The sequence below is a fragment of the Streptomyces sp. NBC_00045 genome, assembly GCF_045041095.1.
Classification (GTDB): Bacteria; Actinomycetota; Actinomycetes; order Streptomycetales; family Streptomycetaceae; genus Streptomyces.
The window spans coordinates 106,336-132,513 of sequence record NZ_CP108271.1; the positions used below are offsets into that span (position 1 = coordinate 106,336).

Sequence of the window (26,178 nt, forward strand, 5' to 3'; positions counted from 1 at the left end):
TTGTATGACTTGGTCGTGACGCGTAGGCAACTCACCCATACTCAGTGGAAGTTCATCGAGCCGTATCTGCCGATCGGTAGGTACGGCCCGTACCCGGAGCGGTTGCGGGAGCAGTTCGGGGGGGATCTGGCGGCTCCGGTCCAGTAGTCAGTGGCGGGAGATGCCTGCCGAGTTCGGCCCCTGGGCCACCGTCCATGGACGTTCCCGCGTCTGGCGGGACGCCGGTGTCTTCGCCGCGCCCTTCCCGTGCCCTACCGGCCGCGGCTCGTGGCCGACGCCGTGGACAAGGTAGGACGACCGGGCACCCGGCCCGGCGAAACCGGCTTGGCCACCACCCCCTCGACCTGATGGATCCAGGCCGTCGGGATTACGGCACGAGGAGGATCTTGCCTTGGACCCGGCCGGTTTCGCTGAGCTCGTGGGCCTACGCGGCCTCGGTGAGCGGGAGGGTCTCGGCGAGCGTGGGGTGTAGGCCGTGGGTGTCGACGAGTTCGGCGAAGGCGGTCGGCATGGCGGGGGGCCAGGAAGAACTCCACGAATCGGATGCCGAGTTCGTCGGCGCGGGCTGTCACCTCGGTGCGGTCCACGCCGACGCCGACCACGTCGACCAGGATGCCGCCGGGCTTGAGGGTGGGCGGGGAACGCGGGCCGTAATGTTGCTGTTGCTGATGATATCCAGCACCGCGTCGATGCCGCGCAGGGCCGAGAAGTCCTCCGCCGTGCAGTCGATCAGCTCGTCGGCGCCGAGTCCGCGCAGGTAGTCGTGCTTGGCGGCGCGGGCCGTGCCGATGGCGTACGCGCCCCGGGCCTTGGCGATCTGCACGGCGCGGCCGACGCCGCCGGCTGCGCCGTGGATCAGTACCCGCTGGCCGGGCTGTACATCGGAGAGATCAGGGCCTGGCAGGCGGTGAAACCGGAGATCGGCAGCGTCGCAGAGCCGACGTGGTCCAGGGTGCGCGGCTTGGGCGCGATCGTCACCACCACGTGGTCGGCGTCGCTGCCCTGCGGCGGGACGGTCCAGCCGTAGACGTCCTCGCCCACCGCGAAGCGGGTCACGCCCTCGCCGGTGCCCTCCACCGCGCCGCTGAACTCATGGTCGAGCACGAACGGCGGCGGGCCGAAGAAGTCCACCTTGCCGATGCGGACCTTCCAGTCCGCAGGGTTCATGCCGGTGGCCCGCATGCGCACCAGGACCTCGCCAGGGCCCGGTGAGGGAATGGGCGTCTCGGCGAGTTCCAGCACGTCGGAGCCGCCGATGGTCTGCTGTGTGACCGCTCCTGTCGTCATGCAGAACGTTCCGCGCTTGATGATCATGAGAGAAAAGCGGTTTCACCCCAGGCCTGACCCGAAAGACACCACCTACAGCAATACTCCAGTGCGACTTCGTAATTCCACGTCACGCTGGGCCTGCGTGATGGCTCTCAGGCGGATTCCTGCCCGATCGCGCGGTGGACATCGGCGAGCCAGATCAGGCGGTGGGCCACCTGCCGCGGTCGCCGCGGGAGCCTGAAGATCTTCTCCGGGTGGGCGGTGACGACGTAGTGCGTGACGGCCTTCCCCTTGATCCCGAAGAACCTCGTCACTCTGAGGGGGCCGGCCGTTTCGGCTGCCGTTGAGTACGGGGTCGTGGCGCAGGCCGGCCAAAGTCAGCCTTTGGGCAGGAACTGCGGCCTCAATGGCCCGCCCCTAACATGATCGGCCCCGCACACCACCGGCCCGCCTCTCCCCCGGTGACCGTGACAGCCCCCCCTCCCTCCTTCACCCGTTCAGCACATAAATCTCGTCATTTATATCTATTACCGAAATGATCGTTGTGTTCGTCCGGGCTCAGGACGCCGGACCTGACGGAAAGTGGTGAGAGACATGTGGCGGGTCCCCTATCGCAAGTGCCTGACGGCACTCGCCGGCTGCCTGATTGCCGGCAGCGTTCTTCTACCGTCATCGGCTGAAGCTGCCGCACTGGTGACCACGAGGTGGTCCTGCAATGGAGGACCGGTCTTCACTGTCACCACCACCCCGCAAGCCACCTCCCTACTCCAGCAGATCTACCCGCAGTACGGCTGTCGGCAGGTCGGGTAACCCGGACCATCCGGGGGTGCGCGCCACGACCGGCCGCAGCCGGGGGCAGACAGCCCGTGACGGTGGCTGGGATACACCGGTCATTGAACTCCTCACCCGATCCCAGCCACACCATGCCCCTGAGTAGTCGCCTAACCAAACACCATCTGGGATATCGCTCGGTCAGGGCAGGATCTCGACGTACCCGTCGCTTCCGTGCACGCGGATCCGCTGGCCGTCCCCGATCAACCGGGTGGCCTGTTCCACGCCGACGACGGCGGGCAGGCGTGCTCCCGGGCGATCACCGCGCCATGGGTCATCAAGCCGCCCACCTCGGTCACCAGGCCCGCGATTGCGACGAACAGTGGCGACCAGGTGGGGTCCGTAAAGGCCGTGACCAGGATGTCGCCCGCTTCGAGATCGGCCTCCGCCATGTCGAGGACGACGCGGGCCCGTCCTTCGACGGTCCCGGCCGAGACCGGTACGCCGACCAGGGCCCCGGTCGGCGCGTCGTTCCGGCGGTACGCCCCGAGGCGTGAGAGCGTGGTACGCCCGGAACGCCTCCTTGCGCTGCTGGATGAGCTGCTGGTCGACCACCCGGTTCGCGCGCACTACCTCGTGGAGTTCCTGGAAGGTGAGGTAGAAGGCGTCCTCCCGCTCGGAGATCAGGCCCGCCTGCAGGAGGCGCTCGGCGTCCTCCAACAGGGCCTGCTTGTAGACGAAGTAGCGGCTGATGATGCCGTACTTGCCGTACTCCGGGTGCTCCCGGTACCCGATGAAGGTGCGGACCCGGTCGATCATCCGCTTGGCCTCGTCGGCCTTCCGGTCCCCGTCCGGCAGGGCGCGCAAGCGTGACAGCACGTCCTCTTCCTTCTGCTGCGCCATCTGCCGCCCCTGCTCGAAGCGCTGCTCGGCGGCGCCGGGCTCGAAGTTCCGCACGTTGTCGAGGATCACGGGCACCAGGGTGCTGGGGCGCTCGCGCCAACGCGGCCTGGTGATGTCGATCTCGCCGACGCAGCGCATGCCGTACCGGTCGAGGTAGGCCTCGATGGCGTCGCGCGTGGCGGTCCCGCCCGCGAGCTTTGCCAGCCCGTCCAGGAAGTCCTCGTTTGGGACGCCCTGCAGGAAAGCCACCACCTCCGGCAGCAGGGGACGGATCACGTCCGCGACGTCGAGCAGTGCCAGTCCCATCTCAGGCGTGACGTTGTCAGGGGCGGACAGGGTCAGCGCGTCAGCCGCGTTCCTCTCGCCCAGCCACTCCTGCAGCTTGTCGCCCAGCCACCGCGTGGCCTCCATGCCCGCCATGATCGCCTGCATGCTAAGCGGATCGCTGAGCACCCTCTTGTGCTCCTCGAAGGCCTCCAGCAGGAAGTCGAACAGCGCCGGTCCCCCCTTTGTCCGGATGTCGCGCTCCAGGGCGGCGATGGACACCCGGCTGCGCTCGATCAGCTCGGTGACGACGGCCGGATCGGTCTCGATCGAGGCGGGAGCACCGCCGGCCGGCGGCCCGCCGGGACCCGCGTCCGGGAGCGACGGGACGAAGTCCCCGCGGTCGAGAACGGTCTCCAGCGCGTCCCTGATCAGCGGATCGCCCTTCCCGATCGCGTCCAGGAGGCCGGCGCGGCTGGTGCGGCTGGCGGGAGAGGCCAGGCGCCGGGTGACGTCCACGAACAGCCTCCCGCCGGCCTGGTGCATCGGCACCATGGCCGTCAGCTGCCACATGGAGAACCCCAGCGGCCTCATGGGGTCGGTCATCATCTGCCCGTGACCGACGGAGACGTAGACGTGGTTCTCCTGATCGCCGCTCTCGGGAACGGGGAACCCCGTCGTGATCGGCCGGCTCTGCACGATCCGGAAGCCGTCGTCGACGAGGCACCATTCGGTGTCCTCGGGCAGCCGAAGTCCGCTTCGATGCGCCGCCCGAGCTGTACCAGCCGCACGACCTGCGCATCCGTCAGCGCCGGCTGCTCCTGCCGCTGCGCGTCGATCCCCACTTCCCGCGTACCGCCGGCCGGCAGGGCGGTGATGGCACGCTGTTTGGCGGCGATAGCCTTGGCGACGACCTCGGCGTCCCGCACCGTGAAGACGTCCGGGTTCACCAGGCCGGAGACCAGGACCTCGCCGAGGTCGCCGGGCGCCGCCCATTTCCCGATGGCCCGCACCAGCGCCCACAGTGCCTCCCTGGCTAGGTGGTTGGCGGCCTTACGGAACCGTTTGGCGCGCAAAAGGTCGTAGAAGGCGTCGGCCGAAGCCCGTAGCTCCGCTCGTGTCAGTCCGACGGTGACGATTTCCGGCTTTTCCGCCTCGGGAACGATCCCGAAGACGCGTATGGCGTCCCTGCGACGTGCCGCCGCCGACCGGCTGCGATATGCACGCTGGGGATTCCGCCGTGCACTTCTGGGCCTCCTGGCCGAGCCCATCCAGAGGCTTCATCGACCGGTGACCACGATCTCGCGCTTGAGGATTTTGCCCGTGGGGCCCTTGGCGAGCTCGGCCGTGAAGGTGACGATCCGGGGGTACTTGTACGCCGCCACCCGGTCCTTGACGAAGTTTCGGATCTCCGTGGCCGTGGCATGGGCACCGGGCCGGAGCACGATCACCGCTGCGATCTCCTCGCCGTGGAACGAGTGCGGCACGCCGACGACGGCGGCTTCGGCGACGGCCGGGTGCTCGTACAGCACCTCCTCGACTTCACGCGGGTACACGTTGTAACCACTGCGGATGATCAGGTCCTTCTTGCGGTCGACGATGAAGTAGAAGCCGTCCTCGTCGACACGCGCCAGATCACCGCTGTGGAACCATCCGTCGCGGACCGCCTCCGCCGTGGCCTCGGGGCGGTTCCAGTAGCCCGTCATGAGGTTCTCGCCGCGGATCGCGATCTCGCCGACCTCCCCCGAGGGCACCGCGCCGCCGCCCTCGGCGACGAGCTTCATCTCGACTCCGCGGACGGGCTGTCCGATCGAGCCCGCCTTGCGCGGGCGGTCCGGGTGGTTGAAGGCGGCGACCGGTGAGGTCTCGGAGAGTCCGTATCCCTCCAGGACGGTGACGCCGAAGCGCCGCTCGAAGCCGTGCAGCACCTCGACCGGAAGCGAGGCGCCGCCCGAGACGGCCAGGCGGAGCCCGGGGGCGCCGAAGCCTTCGGGGAGCTCGGCATGGAGCAGCGCCGCGTACATCGTCGGCACGCCGAGGAACACGGTGACCCCGTCGCGGGCCATGATCTCCAGGGCGCGCCGCGGCTCGAACCGCGGCAGCAGCGTCAGTGTGGCGCCGGCGGCGACGGCCGTGTTGAGCGCGCAGGTCTGGCCGAAGGCGTGGAAGAGGGGCAGGCCGCCGAAGAGCACATCGCCGGGTCCGACCTGAAGCAGCGTCTCGGCTGCGGTGGCGGTGTTGGTGGCCAGGTTCCTGTGGGACAGTTCGGCCCCCTTCGGGGTCCCGGTCGTTCCCGAGGTGTAGAGGATGAGGGCCGGGTCGTCATCGGTGCGGTCGACGATGCCGGGCATCGGTTCGTAGGCCCACAGCATGTCGTCGAAAGCCAAGGGCTCGGTCACCAGGCATTCGGTTCCGGTGTCGGCGGCGGCCTTCGCGACCTCGTCCGCGAACAGAGGGAACACCAGCGCGATCCGCGCCCCGCAGTCACGCAGGGTGAAGGCCACCTCACGCGCCTTGAGGAGCGGGTTCGTCGGCACGACCACGCCGCCGGCCCGCAGGATGCCGTAGTAGACGACCGGGAACAGCGGCACGTTGGGCATGGTCATCGCGATGCGGTCGCCGGGCTGGACGCCGCGGTCGCGCAGGAGGGCGGCGACCCTGGCGCTCGCGTCATCCAACTGGGCGTAGGTGAGCGTGCTGTCGTCGTGGCGGACGGCGATGCGATCGCCCTGGGCCGCGGCGGAGTCCACGAGGCACGTGGCAAGGTTGGTCATGTCGGCAATCTCCTTGGGTTCGTCCCGGCCTGCGACGAGGCGGCCGAGGGCGGATCACGTCGCGAGGGGGACCCCAGCGCTTGAGCTCGGGCTGGTCGTGGTCCTCGAAGTCGGCTCGCGCGTGCGTGATCGTGTGGGTGTTCCGCCCCGCCGCAGCGTCGGGCCCGAGCAGGGCGCGTACAGCGGCTCGCCTGCGCACGTCACACCGTCCATGTCCGCCTCCGTGCCAGCGTGCGTTCACCGTCCCAGGGCGGTCGGCACGAGCGGACCGGGGCGGTGAACGGCGCCATGCTAGGTTGCCCACTCATCGCCGTGCTTGTCCTGGCGTGACATGAGACTTTTCTTTTCGGGACAGTCTTGGAGCGTGCACATGAGGCCCCTGGTCCGCACCGCAGCCCTCAGCGGCTACGTCGAGCTGTGTCGATCGCTCGGTATCGACCCTCAGCCGCTGATGAAGCGCGTGGGCCTGGACACCGCCGCCCTCGCGGTCCAGGACCGGTGGATCTCCGGCTCTGCCGCGGTCCAGGTGCTGGAACTGTCGGCAGCCGCCGCGGGTCACGAGGACTTCGGATTGCTCATGGCGGAGTTCCGGCGCTTCTCCAACCTCGGCCCCATCAGTCTGGTCGTCCGTGAGGAACCCGACGTGCGGAGCGCACTGGGGCTGTTGATCCGCCACCAGCACATGTACAACGAGGCCCTGGACACCCGGCTGTCCGAGGGGGACGGGCTGGCCACGTTGAAGGTCGACCTGCGTCTCGGCGAAGCGATGGACACCCGGCAGGCCACGGAGCTGGCCATCGCCGCCTACCACCGCATCTTGCGCGAGTTCCTGCACACCCGGTGGCAGCCGCTCTCCGTATGGTTCAGGCACCCCGCACCGGCGGACGTGTCGACGCACCGGCGTGCGTTCGGCCCCATCGTGGAGTTCGACCGCGAGTTCGACGGCATCGTCTTCTACACGGGCGATCTCGACGCGCCCAACGCGATGGCGGATCCGCTGCTGCGCGAGTACGCCCACCAGTACTTCGAGGCGATCACCGTGCCCCGGGACACCACCGCCGCGGACCGGGTGCGCGAGCTGATCGAGGTCCTGCTGCCGACGGGGCGCTGCTCGATCGAGCAGGTCGCCCGCAGCCTGGGCGTGGACCGGCGGACGGTCCACCGGCACCTGGCCTCCTCGGGCGAGACGTTCTCGTCGCTCCTGGGCGCCACCCGTCGGCACCTCGCGGAGCAGTTCGTCGCGAACCCACGGCGCTCACTCACGGAGATCTCCGACCTGCTGGGCTTCTCGTCGCTGAGCGGCTTCTCGCGATGGTTCCACGAGCAGTTCGGGTGCAGCCCCAGGGCATGGCGCAGCGCCAGGAGCCGACACCGACTCCCCGGCCAGGACTGACACCGCAGGCGGGAGGGCTCGGCCGAGCCGCGCCTGCCCACTCGGCACGGCTCACACGATGTCCCCAAATGACAAATTATCTGTCCCCGAGGGTCAAGCAATCACCGTTGCCCGCCCCTACCTTGGCACCACCGCAGAGACGCGGTCGGCCGCCGGACGGGAGCGGGTTCCCCTGTTCACGCTTCCTCCGGACCGGTCGAGCGTACGAGGGCCACCACGCGCCCTCTGTCCCCGGTGACCCGCATCCGTGGTGACCCGCATCCATCCTCGCCGGACATCTCAGCCCCTCCCATCGCACGAGGCGATGCTTCCGGCGAGTGATCACCGATCGCACGAAGGAGACGGACCGTGCATTTCCACGACGACTCACTTTTCCCGGAGAACCAGGAGAAGCTGGTGATCCAGGCCGCTCCCTACGGGCCGGAGTGGCTGCCCGGGGACGCCGACGACCTCCCCCTGACGATGGACGAGCACGTACAGGCGGCCGTCGACTGCTACAACGCCGGGGCCACCGTGCTCCACATCCACGTACGAGAACTCGACGGCAAGGGCTCCAAGCGGATGTCCATGTTCAACGAGCTGCTGGGCCGGTTGCGCCAGGCCGTGCCGGACATGGTCCTGCAGATCGGCGGATCGATATCGTTCGCTCCGGAGGACGAGGGCAGCGAGGCCAAGTGGCTGAGCTACGACACCCGCCACCTGCTGGCCGACCTCGACCCCGCGCCGGACCAGGTGACGATCGCGATCAACACCAGCCAGATGAACATCGTCGAGATCATGAGCGCCGACGACCTGGCAGGCACCTCGATCGCGAAGCCCGAGTACTACAAGGCCTACCGCGACATGGTCGTCGAGGCGGGCCCCGATTTCTACCTGGAGCACCTGGAGCGCCTGCGCGAGAACGGCATCCAGCCGCACTTCCAGCTCGCCACGCTGGCTCAGCTCGAAACCGTGGAGCGGCTCATCCGGGCCGGCGTCCACACCGGCCCGCTGATCCTCAACTACGTGGCCATCGGCGGCGGTTTCGCGGGCCGGCACCCGGCAGACCTGATCGAGTTCGTCCGCCGCACCCCGGACGGCGCCGTCCTCACCATCGAGAGTTCCATGCGCGCGGTGGCTCCGATGAACGCGATCGGCATCGCGCTCGGTGTGCACGTGCGCGTGGGCAACGAGGACAACCTGTGGCGGCGCAAGGGCGAGCGCATGACCACCGTCGAGCAGATCGAGCAGATGGTGCAGATCTCCGAGGCGCTCGGCCGCGACATCGCGACGGGCGCCGAGGCCAAAAGGATCTACAAGCTCGGCGAGCACTATTGCGGGGCCGACGAAACGCTGGCCCGTCTCGGCATGGTGCCGAACCGCCGTCCCGGTCAGCGCGGCCCCATGCTGCGCGTCGTCTGATCGCGGCACGGGACCACCGTGCAGCCGCGCGAATCCACGGGGCCGCCGGGGCCACACCCCCGGGGCCCCGGCGGCCCCTTCCTCTCTTCCCCACCTCCCACGAACAACGGAGCACGCCCATGGCTCACGCCATTCGCTTCAAGGAGACCGGCGGTCCCGACGTCCTGCGCCGGGAAGAGGTCGTCGTCGGCGATCCCGGCCCGGGCGAGGTACGGATCCGGCACGAAGCCGTCGGACTCAACTTCGCCGACACCTACTTCCGCAGCGGCCTGTATCCCGCACCGCTGCCCGCCGGGCTGGGTGTCGAGGCCGCGGGGGTGGTCCAGGCGGTGGGCGAAGGCGTCACCCATGTCGCCGAGGGCGACCGGGTCACGTACACCGGAAGCCCGCTCGGTGCCTACAGCACGGAACGGGTCATGCCCGCCGGCTCGCTGATCCGGCTGCCGGCCGGCATCCCCTTCGAGACCGCCGCCGCGATGACCATGCGCGGGCTCACCTCCGCCTACCTGTTGCGCAGGATCCACCCGCTGAAGGCCGGGGACACGATCCTGCTGACCGCGGCGGCGGGTGGGGTCGGCCTGATCGTCTGCCAGTGGGCCAAGCTGCTCGGGCTGACCGTCATCGGCACCGTCTCCACCGAGGAGAAGGCCGAGCTCGCCCGCGCCCACGGCTGCGACCACGTCATCCGCTACCAGCACGAGAACGTGGCCGAGCGGGTGCGCGAACTGACGGACGGCGCCGGCGTCCCTGTCGCCTTCGACAGCATCGGCCGGGCCACCTACGCCGCCTCGCTGGCCTCGCTCCGGCGCCGCGGTCTGCTGGTCTGTTTCGGTACGGCGTCCGGGCCGGTCCCGCCCATCGACGCCATGCAACTGGCGGTCAGCGGGTCCCTGTTCGTCACTCGGCCGGCTCTCGCCGACTACATCGCCGACCCGGCAGAGCGGGCAGTACTGGCGGGCGAGCTCTTCGACCACGTCGCCTCCGGACGCATCGCCATCGAGATCAACCAGCGCTACGCGCTCGACGAAGCCGTACGGGCGCACCGCGAGCTGGAATCGGGACGGACCACGGGATCGTCCGTCTTCGTCCTCTGAGCCCTTGCCGGATCACGCGCATCTCCACCCTCTCCAGGAGGAAGCACCATGGAAAACACTGTCGCTCCGCTGGAAGGCGCACCCGCGTCGGTGCGCGCCCACTCGCGCGGCTCGATCAAGGTCGAGCCGCTGACCTGCACCATCGGCGCCGAGCTCGCCGGAGTGAACCTCGGCGACGCCGTGCGCGACGACGAGCTGTTCTCCGAGATCAAGGCCCTGCTCCTGCAGTACAAGGTGCTGTTCCTGCGGGAGCAGGACATCACGCGAGCCGAACACGTCGCCTTCGCCGAGCGCTTCGGCCCGCTGGAGGACCACCCGGTGGCCGGCAGCGACCCCGACCACCCCGGCCTGGTACGGATCTACAAGGACCTGGCCAGCGCGCCGGAGCACTACGAGAACGCGCTGCACACCGACGGCACCTGGCGTGAAAACCCGTCCATGGGTGCCGTGCTGCGCTGCATCGAGTCACCCCCGGTGGGCGGCGACACGATCTGGGTCAACATGGCCGAGGCCCACCGCCGGCTGCCGGAGCACATCAGGACACAGATCCAGGGACTGCGGGCCCGGCACAGCATCGAAGCCACCTTCGGCGCCGCCATGCCGCAGGACAAACGTCGGGCGCTGGGGGCGCAGTTCCCCGACGCGGAGCACCCGGTGGTGCGCACCCACCCCGAGACGGGCGAGCAGATCCTCTTCGTCAACGCCTTCACCACGCACTTCGTCAACTACCACACCCCCGAGAACGTGCGTTTCGGGCTGGACTACGCCCCGGGTGCGGGCCTCTTGCTGAACTACCTGATCAGCCAGGCCGCCGTCCCCGAGTACCAGGTGCGCTGGCGCTGGACGCCGAACAGCGTCGCCATCTGGGACAACCGCTCCACCCAGCACTACGCCGTCCAGGACTACTGGCCCGCCGTCCGCAAGATGGAGCGCGCCGGGATCGTCGGCGACAGACCCTTCTGACCCTTTCCCTTTCCGCCAAGAGCAGTTGAGGTGATGACAATGGGGTTTCTCACCACTGTGGAACCCGCCCCGGGCAGAACCGGTTCCGGTTCCTCGGAGTGGCCCGTGTCCCGGCGCTACGCCTGGGTGGTCTTTGCACTGAGTTTCGGACTCCTGCTCTCGGACTACATGTCCCGGCAGGTCCTCAACGCCGTCTTCCCGATGCTGAAGGCCGACTGGCTGCTATCGGACGCCCAACTGGGGTCCCTCAGCGGCATCGTGGCGCTGGCGGTCGGTCTGCTCACCCTCCCGCTCTCGCTGCTGGCCGACCGATGGGGCAGGGTGAGGTCCCTGGTCATCGCGGCCACGATGTGGAGCCTGGCAACCCTGGGCTGCGCCGTGGCGGCGAGCTACGACCAGATGCTCGCCAGCCGGCTCTTCGTCGGCATCGGCGAGGCCGCGTACGGCAGTGTCGGCATCGCCGTGGTCCTCAGCGTCTTCCCGCGCGCCCTGCGGGCGACGCTCTCGGGGGCCTTCATCGCCGGCGGGGCCTTCGGCTCGGTCCTGGGCATATCCATCGGCGGCGCCGTGGCCCAGGCGTACGGCTGGCGCTGGGCGTTCGGCGTGATGGGCGTCTTCGGCCTGGTGCTCGCGGGCATCTACGCCGTGGTGGTCACGGAGAAGCGGCTGGCCCCACGGCAGGATCCGGCGGGGGGCGGGGCCGGCACGGATGAACGCGACCGTCTCCGCGTGCTCCTCCCGCGGCTGTTCTCCTCCGTCTCGGTGGTCAGCGCCTACATCGGCAGCGGTCTGCAACTGTTCATCGCGGGCGCCCTGATCGCCTGGCTGCCCAGCTACTTCAACCGCTACTACGCCATGCCGACCGCGAAGGCCGGTGCGACGGCAGGGCTCTTCGCCCTGATGATCGCAATCGGCATGATCGCCGGCGGCATCGCCTCGGACCGGATCAGCCGGCGCGCCCCGATCCGCAAGTGGGCCGTCGCCATCAGCTGCAGCGTGGGCTCCCTCGTTCTGCTGATGACCGCGTTCCGCCTGCCGACCGGCCCCGTACAGCTGCTGGTGCTGGGCCTGGGAACCCTGATGTGCGCCGGAACGGCCGGGCCGGGGGCCGCCATGGTGGCGAACTTGACCCCCGCGACCATCGCCGCGACGGCGTTCGCCACGCTCACGCTGGCCCAGAGCATGCTCGGACTCGCCCCCGGCCCCGCGGTCACGGGGATGCTCGCGGACCGGCTCGGTCTGCTGGGCGCGTTCCGGCTCGTCCCGCTCGTGGCGATCGGGGCCACCGCGGCGTTCCTGATCGGCCGCCACTCCTACGACCGTGACGTGCGCCGTCTGACCGGGCTCGCCCCGGTGGCGGAGCCGCAGAAGACGGAGGTGCCCTCATGAGCCGTACCGCCCGGCCGGTGGTCGTGATCGTCCCCGGCTTGCGCGACCACGTCGAGGAGCACTGGCAGACCTTGTTGGCCGACCGGCTCACCGAGGCCGGGCGCAGCGTCCGCACCATTCCCCCGCTGACGCGGGACCGGCTGAGCTGCGAGGCAGGCGTCGCCGCACTGGACAAGGTGATGGTGCAGATCGCGGGGCCCGTCGTGCTGGTTGCCCACAGCGCCGGTGTGATCACCACCGTCCACTGGCTCAGGCGGCACCCGGCGCAGGTGCAGGGGGCACTGCTGGTGACGCCGCCGGACTTGGAGCAGCCGCTGCCGGAGGGCTACCCCACCACCGACGTGCTCGACGAGAACGGCTGGATCCCGGTGCCCCGCTCGCCGCTGCCCTTCCCCAGCATCGTCGCGGCCAGCTCGAACGACCCGCTGGGCACCGTCGAGCGAGTAGCCGAGCTGGCCCGGAACTGGGGCGGCCGCCTCGTGGAACTCGGCGATGTCGGCCACCTCAACCCCGCCTCCGGCCATGGCCCGTGGCCGAGGGCGGAGGAACTCCTCCGCGAGCTCGAACACGGCTGATCCCGGATGCGGCCCCCGCGAAAGACGACGCCGGTGCGGATGCCCTCGCGCAGCGGCGTCTCGTCGGTGCAGAACACGTCGTCGCCAGTGGGACGAGATCGCCCGCCTCGCCGAGACCATGAACGCCATGCTGGAACGGCTGGAGGCCGCGGGGATCAGGCATCGCCGGTTCATCGCCGATGCCACTCACGAACTGCGCAGCCCTCTCGCGGTACTCCGGACCCAGCTGGAGGTCGCGCACACCCACCCCGACCCGAAGGTGCGCGACACCCTGATGGAAGGCGCTCTCCAGGACACCGAACGCCTCCAGGCGCTCTCCGCCGACCTGCTCCTCCTCGCCCGCCTCGACGACGCCCGAGGCTGCGACGACGGCGGCACCGGTCTCGGCCTGTCCATCGCCCTGGACATCGCGGCTCTACACGGCGGCACGATCACCGTCCAGGACACATCGGACGGCATCGCCTTCCGCACCCGCCTCATCTCCGACCAACTGGGGTAGAACGGGGCGGGGGCGCCGCCGGCCGAACGACGCCGTCCTCCCGACGCCGGTCGGCCCGACATCCGTTGCCCCCCACACGGTCAGATGACGGCCGCTGCCGGAGCGGGCGCGATCCGGTTCAGGGACCGGCCGGGTGATGCGGAAAGCCGCTCTTGGTGTCGTCCAGGCCGGGCAGGAGACCGACGTCGATGTTCTGGGCGCAGTCGAAGAGTTGCAGGACCGCGACGATCACGCCGCCAAGCGCCGGCCTTGACCTCGACCTGCGTCCCGGCACCCTCACCGCGATCGTCGGTCCCTCCGGCTGCGGCACGACCACCTTGGTGCGCGCCCTCGCCGACCACCATCGGGCCGGCTCCCCGGAGGAAGAGGGCGACCTGCACAGCCAGCGGCGCGGTCAGCTGTTGGGAGCGCACGCCGTCCAGCCATCAGGGAGCCGGACAACAGGGTGGCGGGGGGCGAGCGGGAGTCCCGGTGAAGCCGGTGACCTCCGCGTCGACGGTCTCGGAGTGCCTCACCTTTTCCCACAGCCGCTGGCCGCCGCGGTAAAGGGAGACTGCCGTTTGGGCGACCAGGCCCGCCACTCCCGACACGTCCGTCCAGGACTTCAGCCATTGCCTCGCCTTGGCCAGGTCCGTCGTCATCGGGCACAACGCCGGCGGGGTCGTCAGTGCGTACTCGGAGCACAGGCCTTCCAGCAGAGTGCGCCGATCGGTGTACGAGTGCGTCAACAGCCCCTGGCCGTCCTGCTGCAAGACGTCGAAGGCGAAAGCGAACGGGTTCCTGGATTGTTGACGTCGCACATTCAGGAACCCGCCTCGCCTACAGCTCTCGGAGCGCCGAGAGCGACTGGTTCCCTTGCTGCTGATCAGCAGACCGGCCACCTGGTCGCCCTGGTCGTCTCGCTGAACGAAGACTGGACGCCGTGCCGCGGCCGGGACGGGAGCCGTGGCGTCAGCCTGTGGGTGTGCCGATCTGCTTTTCCTGGAGTGTGGAGCGCAGCTTCGCGAGGGTGCGCGCGGCGGCGGGTGCGGAGGCACTGTCGAGCGCGCCTCCCGTGAACTCGGTCAGGGCGTCGGTGAAGGTCTTCTCCGCGGCGTCGACGAGTCGTGTGCCGTCCTGGGTCAGAGCCAGCAGCGAGGAACGGCGGTCAGACGGGTTCGGCTGCCGCAGGACCCAACCCTTCTGCTCCAGGCGGTCGATGCCTTTGCTGGTCGCGCCGATGCCGATCGCGAACTCGGCGGCAAGGTCCGCGACCCGGGCGCCGGGGTGGTCGCGCAGGTGGCGCAGGAACTCGAACTGCGAGGTGACGATCCCGTGCCGTTCGCGCAGGCGGTCGTTGAGCGCGTTGTACAGGCGTGTTTCGCATCGGACCAGGTCGGAGAAGAAGCTCGGGAGGTCGATCGCACCATCCGTCGATTTATATGCCATGGCATATAGTGTAATGGGAAAGCATCCACGTCAGGAGTCCAGGCATGAGCAAGGAACAGCGGGCCAAGGTCGACGCGATGCTGCGCCGGCCCCCGGCCGAGAAGCCGCTGCCCGTCGAGGCGCTGAGGGCCGGGTTCAAGGCGCTGATGGACACGATGATCGTGCCCGACGCCGTCCGCACCACGCCGACGACGCTCGGCGACCTGCCCGCCCTCCACGTCGAGCCGGGCAGCGGGGCACGGCCCGCGACGATCCTCTACTTCCACGGCGGCGGCTGGGTGTTCGGCTCACCGGAAACCGCCCTGTGCCTGACGGCGCAGCTCGTGGACCGCACGGGCTTCCAGGCGTACTCGGTGGACTACCGGCTCGCACCCGAGCACCCGTTCCCGGCCGCGATCGACGACACGCTCAGCGCCTACCGCGCCCTCCTGGACAGCGGCCTGGACCCCTCGACGATCGCCTTCGCGGGGGACTCGGCCGGCGGCGGCCTCACCGTCACCACTGCCTTGGCCGCCCGCGACGCGGGCCTGCCCCTGCCTGGCGCGATCGTGGCGTTCTCCCCGGGCCTCGACGCGACCCGGACCGGCGAGAGCATGAAGGCCAAGGACGGCATCGACCCGATCTTCACCCGCGAGGCCGTGAAGCGCACCGGGACCTGGTACCTCGACGGAGCGGACCCCAACCAGCCCCTCCTCAGCCCGGCGATCTACGCCGACCTCACCGGCTTCCCCCCGATGCTGATCCAGGTCGGCACCAACGAGATCCTGCTCGACGACTCCACCCGCCTGGCCGCCCGCGCCAAGGACGCCGACGTCAACGTCATCCTCGACGTCACCGCCGACGTCCCCCACGTCTTCCAGTCCTTCGCCGGCGGCACCCTCGACGAAGCGGACCAAGCCCTCGACCGCGCAGCCCTCTTCCTCAACCAACACCTCAACACCGGGAACACGGTGCGGACCCCGGCGCCAGAGGACTGACACCAGAGCGGGCATCCCTCCAGGCACGCGCCGCACCGCGCCGGACCCCCGCATCCCCGAGATCGCCGCCGCCGACCAGGGGGGCCAGGCGTCACCGCCGAGGCGCTCGCCGCCCGGTACAACATCAGCGCCCGCACCGCCGAACGCCTCATCAACAAAGCTCGCACGCACACCGGCTCATCCTGAAAAGCCGTACGCACGTCAGCTGGTACGGGGGGCGGTAGACACGCATGCTGCGCTCCGCGACGGCGAGGCGGCCGTTGCCCAGGATCATCGTACGGGTGCCCCATGCCGGTAGCGCAGATCGGCGATGGCAACCAGACGGCCGCCTGCAAGGACCTGGTCCCCGACACGCAGTTCGGTGGGCGACACGTCCACCGCGACCTGCCCCGCGGGGACCTGCACCCCATCCCCGTCCCTGACTGCCGGGCGGGCGGCTGGCTGTGCGCCGGCTCTCTCGCATGCGACGGTGCGGGCGATCCGCTGGAACCCGGCCGAATCCGCGAGGCGCACCACCAGCGCGAGGGGTAGAGGCCGACCATTGGCCGCGCACCTGGCCGTCGCGGTCGAACGCCGCCCGCCCGACCGCGTACCGACGAACCGTCACAGGTGGCCCGCCCGCGCGCAGCGCTTCATCAGCACCTGCATGTCCGTGACGACCGTCCCCCGCAGCGGGCCCGTGGCGGTATCGCGGCGGTGCGCACCGGCCCGGCCTGCGGGTGCAGGTCGACGGGGAGCGTCAGGAGGGCCGGGGGGGAACAGCTTGAGGTCCCCTCTGCGGGCGCGGCTGTAGTCGGTGATCTCTGCCATGGGCGCCCCTTCGCGTGCTGGCCGTTCCAAGCTGGCCGCGTACGGCACGGACCACATGTCCATGGGCGCCGCCGACATCCCACGCCGCGCCGCCGGGGGAGCTCATCGTCATCCAGCAGCAGCTGGACCAGCCGCGGCTGTGGTCGGCAGCCGCGCGGCTCATGACGCTGTGTGCCAAGACGTTCCCCGGCTCCGAGGGCGCCGCCGCCGTGCGCTGGTACCGCATGGCCGCCACCGCCACCGCCGCATCCCAAGACCCAGCTGCGCAGGTACGGGTGCTGGGGCGGGCGGCGATCGCCGTGGGGTACGAGGGTGCATCGCTTGGTGTCTCGAACGTCCTCGCGGACCAGGCCCCCGCCCTGACCGACCGACCCTCGCTCGGCCTGCTGCACGCGATCTACGGCAAAGCCCACGCCGCCGCTCTCCGCAGCGACCGCACCACCGCCCTGACACAGAGCGGGCGGCATCGCGCACGCCACCGCCGCGATGGACGCACTGCCACCCGAAAAGCACAGCCCGACCCTGCCCATGCTCCTCAGCGAGATCAAAGCCTGACCGACCCGGGGCTGGTGAGAGGTACCCGGGGCTGCGCGTCCCCGTCACTCGGCCGCCTACGATCGCCAACCGGAGGCGGGGCGCTGGCCGGTCGAAATAATGCAAGTGCGGACTGGTCGCCCCGCGTGATACTCCTCCCGACTATGGACGATCTTGTGACAGCGCGGCTCGTGCTTCATCCGATGACCGTCAACGAGGCTGAGCAAGTGGTGGCGGGCGAGTCGGACAGCGGTGCCCGGTGGGCGCCCGGATATCCCACCGATGGGGACGCGTCCGCCGCCAGGCGCTTCCTCGGCGCCTGCGCGAACACCGGTGATCCCCAGCCGTTCGGCAACTATCAGATCCGTTGCCGCGAGGACGGTCAGGTGATCGGCGGCGTGGACTTCCACGGTCCTGCGGACGAGAACGGCAGCGTCACGATCGGCTACGGCCTCATCCCGTCGGCGAGAGGCAAGGGATACGCCTCCGAAGCCGTCCGCGGACTGCTGCTGTTCGCACGGGCACGCGGCGTCACCTGCGTGAAAGGCGACGCCGACCACGACAACATCGCGTCCCAGCACGTCATGATGGCAGCCGGCATGCGGCCGGCCGGAGAAGATGAACGCGTCAGGTACTTCGAGATCGCCTGGCCCGACACGACGGCGATTACCGACCCACACTCCTAGCCGCGCGGATGTCCACCCCGGCCCCGGCGGAGCCGCACGGCGGCTCGTACGGCGTCGACCAGGAAGTGTGCCGTGTCCGACCGGTCCGGCGCCCACGCGGACACCACGGCCTGGGCCGCCGCGACGGCGAGTCCTCGATCGCTCGGGGTCCGCCCTTTCGAACGCGAAGGGGCTAGCCACGCAAGTCCGATAAAGCTGCAGGTCAGAGAGGGGACGGGGGAGTCCCGCACACCTGCTACACCATCAACCCCCAAGCCCCGCAGGCCCCTTCAGCAAGATCTCGGTCACACACCCGACCGACAGTTCCCGGGCTCCGCCGAGGGTCAGGACCGGCCTTCACCCAAACGCGAAGGGCCCCGCCCCGGCGACCAGGTGAGAGCCCTTCAGGGCGTACGGCTACGGGCCCGGGGTGGCGCCGGCCGCAGCCGCTCGAAGGGGTCCTGGTCCGCCTTACTCCTGTTCGAGCACGCCGTCACCACAACCAGCGACGACAGCCGGCCGAGATCGTCGCTATTCGCTGCAGGCCGGGCACTCCGCCGGTGGTCCGGCAGGCGCGTGCGCTACCCATCGGGAATTGCCGGGTGATGTCCGGTGACCAGTGGGCGGTGGAGGCGTTGGCCTGGTGTGCCCCTGCCTGCCGATGCTGGGCGGCGTGGGTGTCCTGACCTATGGGCGGGCTGATCGTGGCCCTGCACCAGTGGTCGGAGGCCTGTACCTTCCCGTGTGCAGGCGCTTCCTTCGTGCATTCAGTCTGGAGACGTGTGTACCCACCCTCTGACAGCCGCCTGCCTTCGCCCGGTCCGGGCCGGCGTTGGCATCCCGCGTTGGCCGTTCCTGCCGTGGTCGTCGCGACGCTGATCATTCCCCCGCTTGGTGTCGCGCTGGCATTCATGGCTCGTTGGGATAAGGCCGGCAGGGCGGTGACCGTCGTATTGGCGTCGGTCTGGTTCGGAGTCCTGCTGGTGGCCGGTGCCGAGCCGAAGCCCGCTCACGTTGACGCCAAGCCGCAACCCCAGTCTCAGCCAGTGGTCGTGGTCACGGTCACAGCGCCCGCTCCGGCGGCCCCCGCACCGGTGTCCGCCTCGGCCTCTGCGACGGCACCCTCGCCGGCCAGGGCGCAGGAGTCGCCGGCTCCTGCCGCACCTGAGGGGGCGGCGCCCGGTGCTGTCCGGCAGCCGCAGGGAGAGCCCACGGCGGAGCGAGGGCGTCAACCGGTGGCCGTCGACGGCAAGGCCAGGACCTCCGACAGTGCTCCGGCCGCCGGTGCGTCCTCATCCGGCACCAGCGCGGGCGGAAGCAGGAGCTCGGGCTCCGGGGGCGGGAGCTCGGTGTCCTACCGGAACTGCACCGCGGTCAGGCAGGCAGGGGCGGCTCCGATCCGGCGCGGCGATCCTGGCTTCGGGCCGCATCTCGACCGTGATGGGGACGGTATCGCCTGCGAGTGACCCGGCCGACCAGCGGACTGCAGGCCGTGGTGTTGGTGGCGTCGTGGCCCACGCCTACCTCCTTCGGATGTCCCACGCACGCGTCGCGCGGGCTCTCGTACGACTCCCCGGGCAGCGCGGTGGCGAGGTCGGTGCCACAAGCACTCAGCCGGCCCGTCCCGCACCGGTTCCGCGATGGGCGCCATCTCGGCGGGTCAGTCGCCGTTTCGGAAAGGGAACGGCTCACCGGGAGGGCTCGTTCCGGGGGCCCGCCCACCGCGGGTGAACCGGTTGAGGTAGATCAGCTGAAGCATGAGGATGACGGAGACGGCCACGCCGGACACGGTCACTCCCAGGTCGGGGACGGCCTCCGACTCGATTTGCGCAACAGGGAAAAGGCGTACGCGAACGTTCCGGTGAATGTGGCCAGCACGGCCTTCTGCAGCCGGTCGCGGTACCACAGGCGCATGTAGCGCGGGGACAGCGTTCCCGTGGCCTGCTGGACGACGAGTACGCCGATGGTGACGACGAACCCCAGGAGCGCGGCCATGGACCCGACGACAGAACTGAGCACACTGCTCGCCGTCGTCGCGGAGTACTGCCAGGTGTCCGGCAGCCAGCCGGCTCCCTCCACGCCGGCGGCCCATTCGGCGAACACCGCTCCCAGCAGGAGTCCGATCAGACGGATGATCCAAGGGCTTCCCTTGGCGTACTGCCGCAACCGGAAGCTACCAGGATCCGCCCGGCGCGCATGGGCGACGGCGCGGCGGCCCAGTCGCAGCCGGACATCTACGGCCGAGGCACTCGACAGCGTCTCCTTCGCCCACCAGCACGGCATCCACCTGGACATCCGGGGCTGGACATCGCTGCGCACTCTGCTGGACTGGCTCGTGGACCACCGGGACCAGGCCCGGCGAGGGCTGTGGGAGACGTGCGGCGGGCGCCGGCGCTTCACGTACGGGCGGGTCATGTCCTGGGTCGCTCCGACCGCGCGCTGCGGCTGGCGGTCACCCACGGCCGGCCGGCCGAGAGTGGCCGCCGGGGCGCCGAGCGCGACAACATCTACGACCAGACCTGGCGAAGGGCTCGGCCCCGACCGCGGGGCCTTCGTCCAGCACTACGGCAGCGATGTGCTCGACTCGTCGCTGCTGCGGATGCCGACCGAGGGGTTCATCACTCCCGACGACCCGATGACGTATGCCAACCACCTGAGCCTGTAGAAGAGGAGATCGCCCTGACGGGCCGGCAGCTCGGCAACTTCCCGCAGGCGTTCACCCACCTGCCGCTCATCGACGCGGCCATCACGCTGGATGAGCCCTTGAACCCCATGCGGCAGGGCGGCAGGGCGGCAGCTGAGGGCTGTCCCGCAATCTGCGGTCGATCGGCGCGCCGCATCGGATGCGGTGCATCGCACGGCGGAAGGTCGCACTCGTGCCGGGCGTATTCGGACGACCGACAGCGCAGCGGGGTGCCGTAACCGGAGCCGTGCGCCCGCCGGGGATCACGGGCCGGCCCTCAGGCGGGAGGAGACTGGGCGGGGCCGAGCAGAACAACGAAGTCGCCCGCTTGCGCGGTGACCGCCTGTGTCTCGTCCAGCGGCTCCAGCCGCCCGTCGTCGCGGACCACGAACAGCGTTTCGTGTCCCGGCGGAAGCGGATCGGACGCGGGCTGCACCAGGAAGCGGGCGCCGTGCTCGTACCGTGCCGCCAGGACGTGCCTGACGAGCGAACCGCCGAAGAGGACTGCGCCGCCCGTGTAGGGCGCGACGACACCGTGGCTCTCGTGCGGCGGTCCCACCCGGTAGACGGGGCCCTCGACGTTGTCCTCGACCAGCACCGAGGCGAGCGCGTTGAAGTCGTCGTCATCAGTGAGCAGGAAGACGGCGTTGACTCCCTCCAGCCGCACCCTGGGGTTGGTGGCCGTCGCCAGCAGGTCCCCTCTGGCCAGTTCGATTCCGGCGTCTTTGATACGTTCACGCTCTTCGTCCAGTCCCGCCCACATCTGCACCTCAAGCCCTGCAGACCGCAGGGCTCTTCCGAGTGCGATCACCCACGGAGCACCGCCCACCAGGAGAGGTCGTGTGCGGTTCGGCGTGGCGACGCCGAACCGCCGGGCCACGGGTCCGGCGGTCAGGGCGTACAGCACGACCGTCGAGACGATCACCAGGAAGGTGATGGGAAGGATCTTGGAAGCGCCGCGCATCCCCAATTCGACGAGGCCCGCCGCGAAGGCCGCCGCCGTGGAGGCCGCGACGATACCGCGCGGGGCCATCCATCCAGCGAACGCTCGTTCCCCCAGGGTCATGTCCTTGCCCATGGTGGCGGTGAAGGCCACGAGCGGCCGCACCACGAGGACGAGGAACGCGACGAGGACGAGCGTGGGAAGGAGCACGGGCGTCAGCGAGGCGGGGGTGACGCTCGCCGCGATGGAAATGAACAGCAGCCCGATGATCAGCTGGACCAGCGTCTCGAAGAAGGGACGCCGAGCGGGCATGTCGAAGCCCCGGATGTTGGCGGCGGCCATGCCGGTGACGATCGCGGCGATCAGCCCGGTGTCGTCGCGGAAGATGTCGCAGCCCGCCGACACGGTGATCACCGTGGCCAGTTGCGCCAGTGTTCCCAGCGCTTCGCCAAGCCGGAGCACGCGCAGGGTCAGCCACAGCAGTGCCACCCCGACGGTTCCGCCGATGAGGCCGACCGTCATGCTGATGAGGAACTGTCCGATCTGGTAGCCGCGACCGATGTCGATCCGGTGCGTCGTGGCGACGGCGTGGAAGACGATGGCCCCGAGGATGGCGCCGATCGGGTCGGTCAGCGTTCCTTCCCAGATCAGCAGGCGCCGCACCTTGTCCGTCGGCCGCACGTACTGGAGCAGGGGCCCCACGACCGTGGGCCCCGACACGACGAGGATCATGCCCACCATCGCGGCTACCCGCAGCGACATGCTGAACAGGGCCGGCCCGACGGCACAGACGGCGAGGAAGGTGAAGGCCACTCCGAAGAGCAGCAGCCTGCCCACGACCGCTCGGGTGTGGCCCGTGAGGTTACGCAGGTCGAGGCCCAGCCCGGCGTCGTAGAGGATCACTGCCACGGACAGGGACACCAGGGCGGAGAAGTCCTCCCCGATCAGCTGGTCCGGATGGATCACATCGGTCATGGCGCCCGCGGCGAAGCCGACCGGCAGCAGCAGGATCAGCGCGGGGATGCGCAGTTTGCCGGCAAGGATCTGGCAAGCGGTGGCCAGGGCCACGACCAGGGCGATGCCGAGGAGGACGTCTTCCTCGCTCACAGCGGTTTCCTTCCTCGTCTCACGGGCGTGAGGGGGACTCGACGAGGTTCCGGAGGCCGGCAGCCCCGTGCGGCCGCCGGGGCCCGCGGCCACCGGGTCGGTGTGGCGCCGCGAGGTGGGTCGCCGTCGGCCGCCTCACCTCGCGCGGGGCGGGGCCGCCGCGACTCGCCGCGACCGACGCGCAGGACCAGGCCCTGACCGAGCTCCCCGCCAGCTGCCGCGCTTCGCGACACACCTGGAACTCCACCGCGGACTCATGCTCGCCCGCTGCGGCGACAAGGCCGGCGGTATCGCCCACGCCACCGCAGCGATGGAAGCCCTCCTGCCCGAGAAACACAGCCTGACCCTGCGCATGCTCGTCAACGAAATCCGGGCCTGCCCAGCAGCCCACCCGGGAGCCGTGGCCAACCCCACCCCCAACCGAAGGGCCCCCACCCCGCTGCGGGGTGGGGGCCCTTCGAGCCGTCCGGCTCGACTACGGGGCCGGGGGTGAACTCCACGACGGTGCCGCCGCAGCCGGCCGCGAGGTCCAGCAGCCGGTCACGCTCCGCCGCCCCGACCGCCCGACCCCACCGGAGCTTCGTCCTCAGGGTCCAGGAATCCGGCCTGCTGGGGTGTCCGCTCCTATTGCATTAACTCCCCGGGTTGATGCTAAGCGTGTTGGGGATGGAGATCGTGCCGTACGTGCTGGGGCAGCTGATGCCCGGCTGGGGGAAGTTATTTTCAACGCAAGCCGCGCTGTTGTTGTTTCCGAAGTTCACTGTTACTTCGAAGGTGGGGTCGTCAGTCTGTCGGTACACGGCAACACCGGTGGTTCCGGGGATGAGCGTGAATGCGCCGCTGATACCTCCTCCTGCGGGGATCACCGAATTGACGGCAGGGGAGCCGGCGACACCGGATACCGACGTCAGAGTCAGAGACACAGTGAGGTTGTTCCGCACGACCCAGTTGTTGCTCACGGCGGTCAGGCCCACCAGGTGCCCCACACCCGCCACATGTCCGCTTCCGACCAGGTTGTCCCGGCCCGCCGCGCTGTTCCCGTTACCGATGTTCGTGACGTTCCCGGAACCGTTGTTGAACACCACCACGCCAGGCTGATCCACCGGAACCACCATGTCCGCCACCGCAGGTGACGACAACACCACAGCCGAAGCAAAAGCAGCGGCAGCCGAAATGACACCAAGGCGTCGCATCCACAACTCCGTGACTCGATGAACGAACCCCTCAAAACTGAGAGCGCGGCAAGACAAACACGCACCACCACGCCCGGCCCAGCACCAACACGACATAACAGCTAGACCGCACAAAAGACCAGAAAGCATATTTTCACCTCCTCTGCTCTCGCATGCTGTCGATGGCCTCAACACCGACCACACCGCGAGGCCCGTCCGGTGCCCACCAGACCCCGGGCAAGCCTGCTGACAGTCGCGCAGGGCCGGTCAGCGCTGCGGACGTGGGTGTACCTGGTCCATCGCGGGGCGCTCACTCAAGGACCGCGAGGTGGTCGGCGACTCCCCCGCGCCACTCGATCATGAACAGGGTGGCGTCATCACTGGTATGCCCGCCCCGCTCGCGCTTCAGCATGTGGGAGATCCTGCGCAGGTCCGCCCGCAGTCCTTGTGAGGGTCCCTCCCCCAGGCGGTTGACGCAGCGGATGAGGCGTTCTTCGCCGAACAACTCCCCGCCGGCGACGTGCTCCTCGATGATGCCGTCCGTGTAGCACAGCACCCGGTCGCCTTGCTGGAGCGTGTGCTCCCTGATCCGGGGCTCCTCACCGCCGAAACCGACGGGCAACGTCGTCGCGCTCTCCAGCTGCCGCAGGACCTTCCCGTCGCGGATCAGCAGCGGCGCGGGATGGCCCGCGTTGACCAGCTCCATCTCACCGGTAGCGACGTTGATGTGCATCAACTGCGCCGTGACGAAGCGATCGGGGCCGAACTGCCGGGAGATGGCATCGTCCATGAAGGCGTACTTCTCGGCCAGGCTGATGAACACGCGCCGGGCGTGCCGGTAGGCGCCGATGGCCACGGTCGCCATGGTGGCGGCTTCCACGCCGTGGCCCATCGCGTCGATCACGGCGGCGTGCAGGATGTTGTCGTTGAGGGCGTAGTCGAAGCTGTCGCCGGCGACACGGTAGGCGGGCTCCAGGATGCCGGCCACCTCGACCTGCGGCACGACCATCGACAGCGGCGGCAGCAGAGTCCACTGGATCTCCGCGGACACGCTCATCGGCTCCCGGCGCCGGGCCTGGAAGAACTGGTCGGTGTAGGCGTTCTTGGTGACCAGCAGGTCGGCCACCAGGCATGAGAGCCGGCTCAGCAGCCGCCGGTCGTCGCCGCTGACGGCGTCCAGGGTGAGGGCCATCACGCCCACCGTGTCGCCGCCGTCCAGCAGCGGCAGATACATCCGCACGCCACCACGGGCCTGCGGCACCTCGACGACCTGCCCGCGCAGAAAGGCCCGGCCGGCGTGGGAGTCGATCACCGAGTGGGGCTGGCTGACGTGCAGATTCCTGCCCGGGAGCGGCACCAGGAGCTCCTGCGCGTAGTCCTGGAGCAGGATGGAGACATCACGGCCTCCGACCCTGCCCACCTCCTCCGCGATCAGCGGGGCGATCAGCTGCGGTGGCAGCAGCCGCGCCCGATCCAGCAGCAGGCCAAGCAGCCTCTCACCGAATCCCTCAGACCGGTCCTCCGCGATCTCCTCGCCCATAGGCCGCTTCGCCAACCCTTCCTGCCACCATCCCGGTCACGCCCTTGCACAACGTGGCCTTGAAAGCCCGCTTGAGTAGCTCATTACGCCAAGCGCGGCATGTCGGCCCACGGCGTCCCGCACTTCGAACTGCGTGTCCGGGATCGTTCCGCCCTGCCGAGCCGGATGCCCCCTGCCGAGCCGCGCAGTCGGGCCGGCCACGTCAGCGTCACCCGGAGCCCGCCCGCCCCCGACCGGAACCGGTCCAGCACCCGCGCATCCCCCGGCACGGCCGGCGGCGCCGCCGTGCCGGGTGCGGTCAGCCGATTCACGGTCGTCCCGGACCCTCCCGACGTGACCTCGGCGAGCGCGTCGGCGTCCTCCTCGGTGAACCTGCCGGACAGCCGGTCCTCGCCCTCCGCGTCGTCCGCCAGCTCCACCACCGGGCCATCGAGGCCGAGCCGGTGCGCGCGGCCACCGGCGCCGGACACGACCAGCGAGGCCGCCGACACCGTGGTGGAGACGGCGATCCTGCCGGGGGCCAGGAGGCAGGCGACGACCTCGTTCCGGTCGAACTCCGGGCCGCCTGCGTGCCGCCGACCAAGGCCAGAAATCCGCGTGCCTGCGGCGCCGCTCCACCACCGCAGCCCGGCCCCCCGCCGCGATATCGTCCACCGCCGCCAACAACACCGTGTCCGCGTCCGGGACGACGTGGTCCAGAGCGGCGAGCGGGGACGTTGGCCCGGCCGGGCCTGGCCGATCGCCTGCCAGTCCACCCGGGGCCGGAGGACAGAGGGTAGGGCGCGGATGCCCCCACCGGCCCTGCCAACTGGTGCAGAAGTTCTGCCAGCCGTACGGTCTGCGGACTCTGCCCGCCCACCGACTTCGATGAGCCCATGCCGTGTGTCCTTCCCCCAAAGAAACAGCCGTTGCGCAATACCAGGTGGCGCGCCGGGCCTTGGAGGGTCAAGCACGACCGCGGCCCCGCCACCCCGGGCGGTGCGCGGGGCGGGCTCCAACGCGTGCGGGCTCCAACGCGTGCGGG

24 protein-coding genes and 3 pseudogenes are annotated in these 26,178 nt (G+C 69.8%); 14 read left to right on the forward strand and 13 right to left on the reverse strand.

Translation table 11 applies throughout. From position 1 onward, the window contains the following. Positions 1-15: 15 nt before the first annotated feature. Positions 16-238: pseudogene (locus OHA65_RS00665) on the forward strand (transposase); the annotation flags it as partial. Between the two features lie 330 nt (positions 239-568). On the opposite strand, the gene OHA65_RS00670 reads toward OHA65_RS00665, so the two are convergent. The 5 genes and pseudogenes from OHA65_RS00670 to OHA65_RS00690 all read right to left on the reverse strand — a co-directional run bounded on the left by OHA65_RS00670 (position 569) and on the right by OHA65_RS00690 (position 5,981). Next, on the reverse strand, positions 569-823 hold the full coding sequence (locus OHA65_RS00670) for a hypothetical protein (protein WP_327281085.1): 255 nt from the start codon (positions 821-823) through the stop codon (positions 569-571). Positions 824-855: 32 nt separating this feature from the next. After that, positions 856-1,287, reverse strand: a complete 432-nt coding sequence (locus OHA65_RS00675; RefSeq protein ID WP_327281086.1) for an alcohol dehydrogenase catalytic domain-containing protein — start codon at positions 1,285-1,287, stop codon at positions 856-858. Positions 1,288-1,421: 134 nt separating this feature from the next. Beyond that, complete coding sequence (locus OHA65_RS00680; protein WP_327281087.1) at positions 1,422-1,583, reverse strand: hypothetical protein; 162 nt, start codon at positions 1,581-1,583, stop codon at positions 1,422-1,424. A 658-nt stretch (positions 1,584-2,241) separates the two neighbouring features. After that, a pseudogene (rph, locus tag OHA65_RS00685) lies at positions 2,242-4,184 on the reverse strand (rifamycin-inactivating phosphotransferase); the annotation flags it as partial. A 303-nt stretch (positions 4,185-4,487) separates the two neighbouring features. Further along, complete coding sequence (locus OHA65_RS00690; RefSeq protein WP_405760691.1) at positions 4,488-5,981, reverse strand: long-chain-fatty-acid--CoA ligase; 1,494 nt, start codon at positions 5,979-5,981, stop codon at positions 4,488-4,490. A gap of 370 nt (positions 5,982-6,351) precedes the next feature. On the opposite strand from OHA65_RS00690, the gene OHA65_RS00695 reads away from it, so the two are divergent. The 8 genes and pseudogenes from OHA65_RS00695 to OHA65_RS00730 all read left to right on the forward strand — a co-directional run. Continuing rightward, a complete protein-coding gene (locus OHA65_RS00695) occupies positions 6,352-7,374 on the forward strand; it encodes an AraC family transcriptional regulator (RefSeq protein ID WP_329316285.1) in 1,023 nt (340 codons plus the stop codon). Positions 7,375-7,722: 348 nt separating this feature from the next. Next, positions 7,723-8,775, forward strand: coding sequence for a 3-keto-5-aminohexanoate cleavage protein (locus OHA65_RS00700; RefSeq protein ID WP_327281089.1), 1,053 nt, complete (start codon positions 7,723-7,725; stop codon positions 8,773-8,775). 119 nt (positions 8,776-8,894) lie between these two features. After that, a complete protein-coding gene (locus tag OHA65_RS00705) occupies positions 8,895-9,869 on the forward strand; it encodes a quinone oxidoreductase (RefSeq protein WP_327281090.1) in 975 nt (324 codons plus the stop codon). 48 nt (positions 9,870-9,917) lie between these two features. Then, positions 9,918-10,832, forward strand: a complete 915-nt coding sequence (locus OHA65_RS00710; protein ID WP_327281091.1) for a TauD/TfdA family dioxygenase — start codon at positions 9,918-9,920, stop codon at positions 10,830-10,832. Between the two features lie 105 nt (positions 10,833-10,937). Next, complete coding sequence (locus OHA65_RS00715; RefSeq protein ID WP_327281092.1) at positions 10,938-12,221, forward strand: MFS transporter; 1,284 nt, start codon at positions 10,938-10,940, stop codon at positions 12,219-12,221. After that, on the forward strand, positions 12,218-12,796 hold the full coding sequence (locus tag OHA65_RS00720) for an alpha/beta hydrolase (RefSeq protein WP_327281093.1): 579 nt from the start codon (positions 12,218-12,220) through the stop codon (positions 12,794-12,796). Before OHA65_RS00715 ends, OHA65_RS00720 begins: the two co-directional genes overlap by 4 nt. 127 nt (positions 12,797-12,923) lie before the next feature. Further along, positions 12,924-13,295, forward strand: a complete 372-nt coding sequence (locus tag OHA65_RS00725; RefSeq protein WP_405760695.1) for a histidine kinase dimerization/phospho-acceptor domain-containing protein — start codon at positions 12,924-12,926, stop codon at positions 13,293-13,295. A gap of 188 nt (positions 13,296-13,483) precedes the next feature. Then, a pseudogene (locus OHA65_RS00730) lies at positions 13,484-13,651 on the forward strand (ATP-binding cassette domain-containing protein); the annotation flags it as partial. 69 nt (positions 13,652-13,720) lie between these two features. Here OHA65_RS00730 and OHA65_RS00735 read toward each other — a convergent pair. Next, positions 13,721-14,095, reverse strand: coding sequence for a hypothetical protein (locus OHA65_RS00735; protein WP_327281094.1), 375 nt, complete (start codon positions 14,093-14,095; stop codon positions 13,721-13,723). 151 nt (positions 14,096-14,246) lie between these two features. Further along, complete coding sequence (locus OHA65_RS00740) at positions 14,247-14,723, reverse strand: MarR family transcriptional regulator (protein WP_327281095.1); 477 nt, start codon at positions 14,721-14,723, stop codon at positions 14,247-14,249. A 44-nt stretch (positions 14,724-14,767) separates the two neighbouring features. On the opposite strand from OHA65_RS00740, the gene OHA65_RS00745 reads away from it, so the two are divergent. Both OHA65_RS00745 and OHA65_RS00750 read left to right on the forward strand, forming a co-directional pair. Beyond that, positions 14,768-15,700 carry an alpha/beta hydrolase gene (locus OHA65_RS00745; RefSeq protein ID WP_327281096.1) on the forward strand — a complete coding sequence of 311 codons (933 nt, stop codon included), beginning with the start codon at positions 14,768-14,770 and terminating at the stop codon, positions 15,698-15,700. A 288-nt stretch (positions 15,701-15,988) separates the two neighbouring features. Beyond that, positions 15,989-16,231 carry a hypothetical protein gene (locus OHA65_RS00750; protein ID WP_327281097.1) on the forward strand — a complete coding sequence of 81 codons (243 nt, stop codon included), beginning with the start codon at positions 15,989-15,991 and terminating at the stop codon, positions 16,229-16,231. A gap of 72 nt (positions 16,232-16,303) precedes the next feature. On the opposite strand, the gene OHA65_RS00755 is transcribed toward OHA65_RS00750, so the two are convergent. Beyond that, positions 16,304-16,510: a hypothetical protein gene (locus OHA65_RS00755; protein WP_328761076.1), complete on the reverse strand. Its 207-nt coding sequence runs from the start codon at positions 16,508-16,510 to the stop codon at positions 16,304-16,306. Between the two features lie 698 nt (positions 16,511-17,208). On the opposite strand from OHA65_RS00755, the gene OHA65_RS00760 reads away from it, so the two are divergent. Both OHA65_RS00760 and OHA65_RS00765 read left to right on the forward strand, forming a co-directional pair. Then, a complete protein-coding gene (locus tag OHA65_RS00760; RefSeq protein WP_327281098.1) occupies positions 17,209-17,730 on the forward strand; it encodes a GNAT family N-acetyltransferase in 522 nt (173 codons plus the stop codon). Between the two features lie 890 nt (positions 17,731-18,620). Further along, positions 18,621-19,175: an excalibur calcium-binding domain-containing protein gene (locus tag OHA65_RS00765; RefSeq protein ID WP_405763351.1), complete on the forward strand. Its 555-nt coding sequence runs from the start codon at positions 18,621-18,623 to the stop codon at positions 19,173-19,175. Between the two features lie 325 nt (positions 19,176-19,500). Here OHA65_RS00765 and OHA65_RS00770 read toward each other — a convergent pair whose 3' ends face one another. Further along, entirely contained in the window at positions 19,501-19,812 is a 312-nt protein-coding gene (locus OHA65_RS00770; protein WP_405760701.1) for a DUF2254 family protein, read from the reverse strand. 28 nt (positions 19,813-19,840) lie between these two features. Here OHA65_RS00770 and OHA65_RS00775 point away from each other — a divergent pair, with 28 nt between their 5' ends. After that, entirely contained in the window at positions 19,841-20,374 is a 534-nt protein-coding gene (locus OHA65_RS00775; protein ID WP_405760704.1) for a glycoside hydrolase family 15 protein, read from the forward strand. A 295-nt stretch (positions 20,375-20,669) separates the two neighbouring features. Here OHA65_RS00775 and OHA65_RS00780 read toward each other — a convergent pair whose 3' ends face one another. The 4 genes from OHA65_RS00780 to OHA65_RS00795 form a co-directional block, all read right to left on the reverse strand. Further along, positions 20,670-22,442 carry a cation:proton antiporter gene (locus OHA65_RS00780; protein WP_327281101.1) on the reverse strand — a complete coding sequence of 591 codons (1,773 nt, stop codon included), beginning with the start codon at positions 22,440-22,442 and terminating at the stop codon, positions 20,670-20,672. A gap of 632 nt (positions 22,443-23,074) precedes the next feature. Beyond that, positions 23,075-23,635, reverse strand: coding sequence for a hypothetical protein (locus tag OHA65_RS00785; RefSeq protein ID WP_327281102.1), 561 nt, complete (start codon positions 23,633-23,635; stop codon positions 23,075-23,077). A gap of 289 nt (positions 23,636-23,924) precedes the next feature. Then, entirely contained in the window at positions 23,925-25,154 is a 1,230-nt protein-coding gene (locus OHA65_RS00790; protein ID WP_405763353.1) for a PP2C family protein-serine/threonine phosphatase, read from the reverse strand. Between the two features lie 83 nt (positions 25,155-25,237). Continuing rightward, positions 25,238-25,645 (reverse strand): hypothetical protein, encoded by a 408-nt coding sequence (locus tag OHA65_RS00795; protein WP_405760709.1) that lies wholly within the window; start codon positions 25,643-25,645, stop codon positions 25,238-25,240. Positions 25,646-26,178 lie beyond the last annotated feature (533 nt).

Bases quoted from the DNA above. Each gene is read 5' to 3' on its own strand.
- OHA65_RS00750 (WP_327281097.1), top strand. From the start codon at position 15,989: ATGCCGGTAGCGCAGATCGGCGATGGCAACCAGACGGCCGCCTGCAAG.
- OHA65_RS00710 (WP_327281091.1), top strand. From the start codon at position 9,918: ATGGAAAACACTGTCGCTCCGCTGGAAGGCGCACCCGCGTCGGTGCGC.
- OHA65_RS00775 (WP_405760704.1), top strand. From the start codon at position 19,841: ATGATCCAAGGGCTTCCCTTGGCGTACTGCCGCAACCGGAAGCTACCA.
- OHA65_RS00745 (WP_327281096.1), top strand. From the start codon at position 14,768: ATGAGCAAGGAACAGCGGGCCAAGGTCGACGCGATGCTGCGCCGGCCC.
- OHA65_RS00705 (WP_327281090.1), top strand. From the start codon at position 8,895: ATGGCTCACGCCATTCGCTTCAAGGAGACCGGCGGTCCCGACGTCCTG.
- OHA65_RS00725 (WP_405760695.1), top strand. From the start codon at position 12,924: ATGCTGGAACGGCTGGAGGCCGCGGGGATCAGGCATCGCCGGTTCATC.
- OHA65_RS00720 (WP_327281093.1), top strand. From the start codon at position 12,218: ATGAGCCGTACCGCCCGGCCGGTGGTCGTGATCGTCCCCGGCTTGCGC.
- OHA65_RS00790 (WP_405763353.1), bottom strand. From the start codon at position 25,154: ATGGGCGAGGAGATCGCGGAGGACCGGTCTGAGGGATTCGGTGAGAGG.
- OHA65_RS00695 (WP_329316285.1), top strand. From the start codon at position 6,352: ATGAGGCCCCTGGTCCGCACCGCAGCCCTCAGCGGCTACGTCGAGCTG.
- OHA65_RS00740 (WP_327281095.1), bottom strand. From the start codon at position 14,723: ATGGCATATAAATCGACGGATGGTGCGATCGACCTCCCGAGCTTCTTC.
- OHA65_RS00765 (WP_405763351.1), top strand. From the start codon at position 18,621: ATGGCTCGTTGGGATAAGGCCGGCAGGGCGGTGACCGTCGTATTGGCG.
- OHA65_RS00760 (WP_327281098.1), top strand. From the start codon at position 17,209: ATGGACGATCTTGTGACAGCGCGGCTCGTGCTTCATCCGATGACCGTC.
- OHA65_RS00755 (WP_328761076.1), bottom strand. From the start codon at position 16,510: ATGGCAGAGATCACCGACTACAGCCGCGCCCGCAGAGGGGACCTCAAG.
- OHA65_RS00690 (WP_405760691.1), bottom strand. From the start codon at position 5,981: ATGACCAACCTTGCCACGTGCCTCGTGGACTCCGCCGCGGCCCAGGGC.
- OHA65_RS00675 (WP_327281086.1), bottom strand. From the start codon at position 1,287: ATGACGACAGGAGCGGTCACACAGCAGACCATCGGCGGCTCCGACGTG.
- OHA65_RS00785 (WP_327281102.1), bottom strand. From the start codon at position 23,635: ATGCGACGCCTTGGTGTCATTTCGGCTGCCGCTGCTTTTGCTTCGGCT.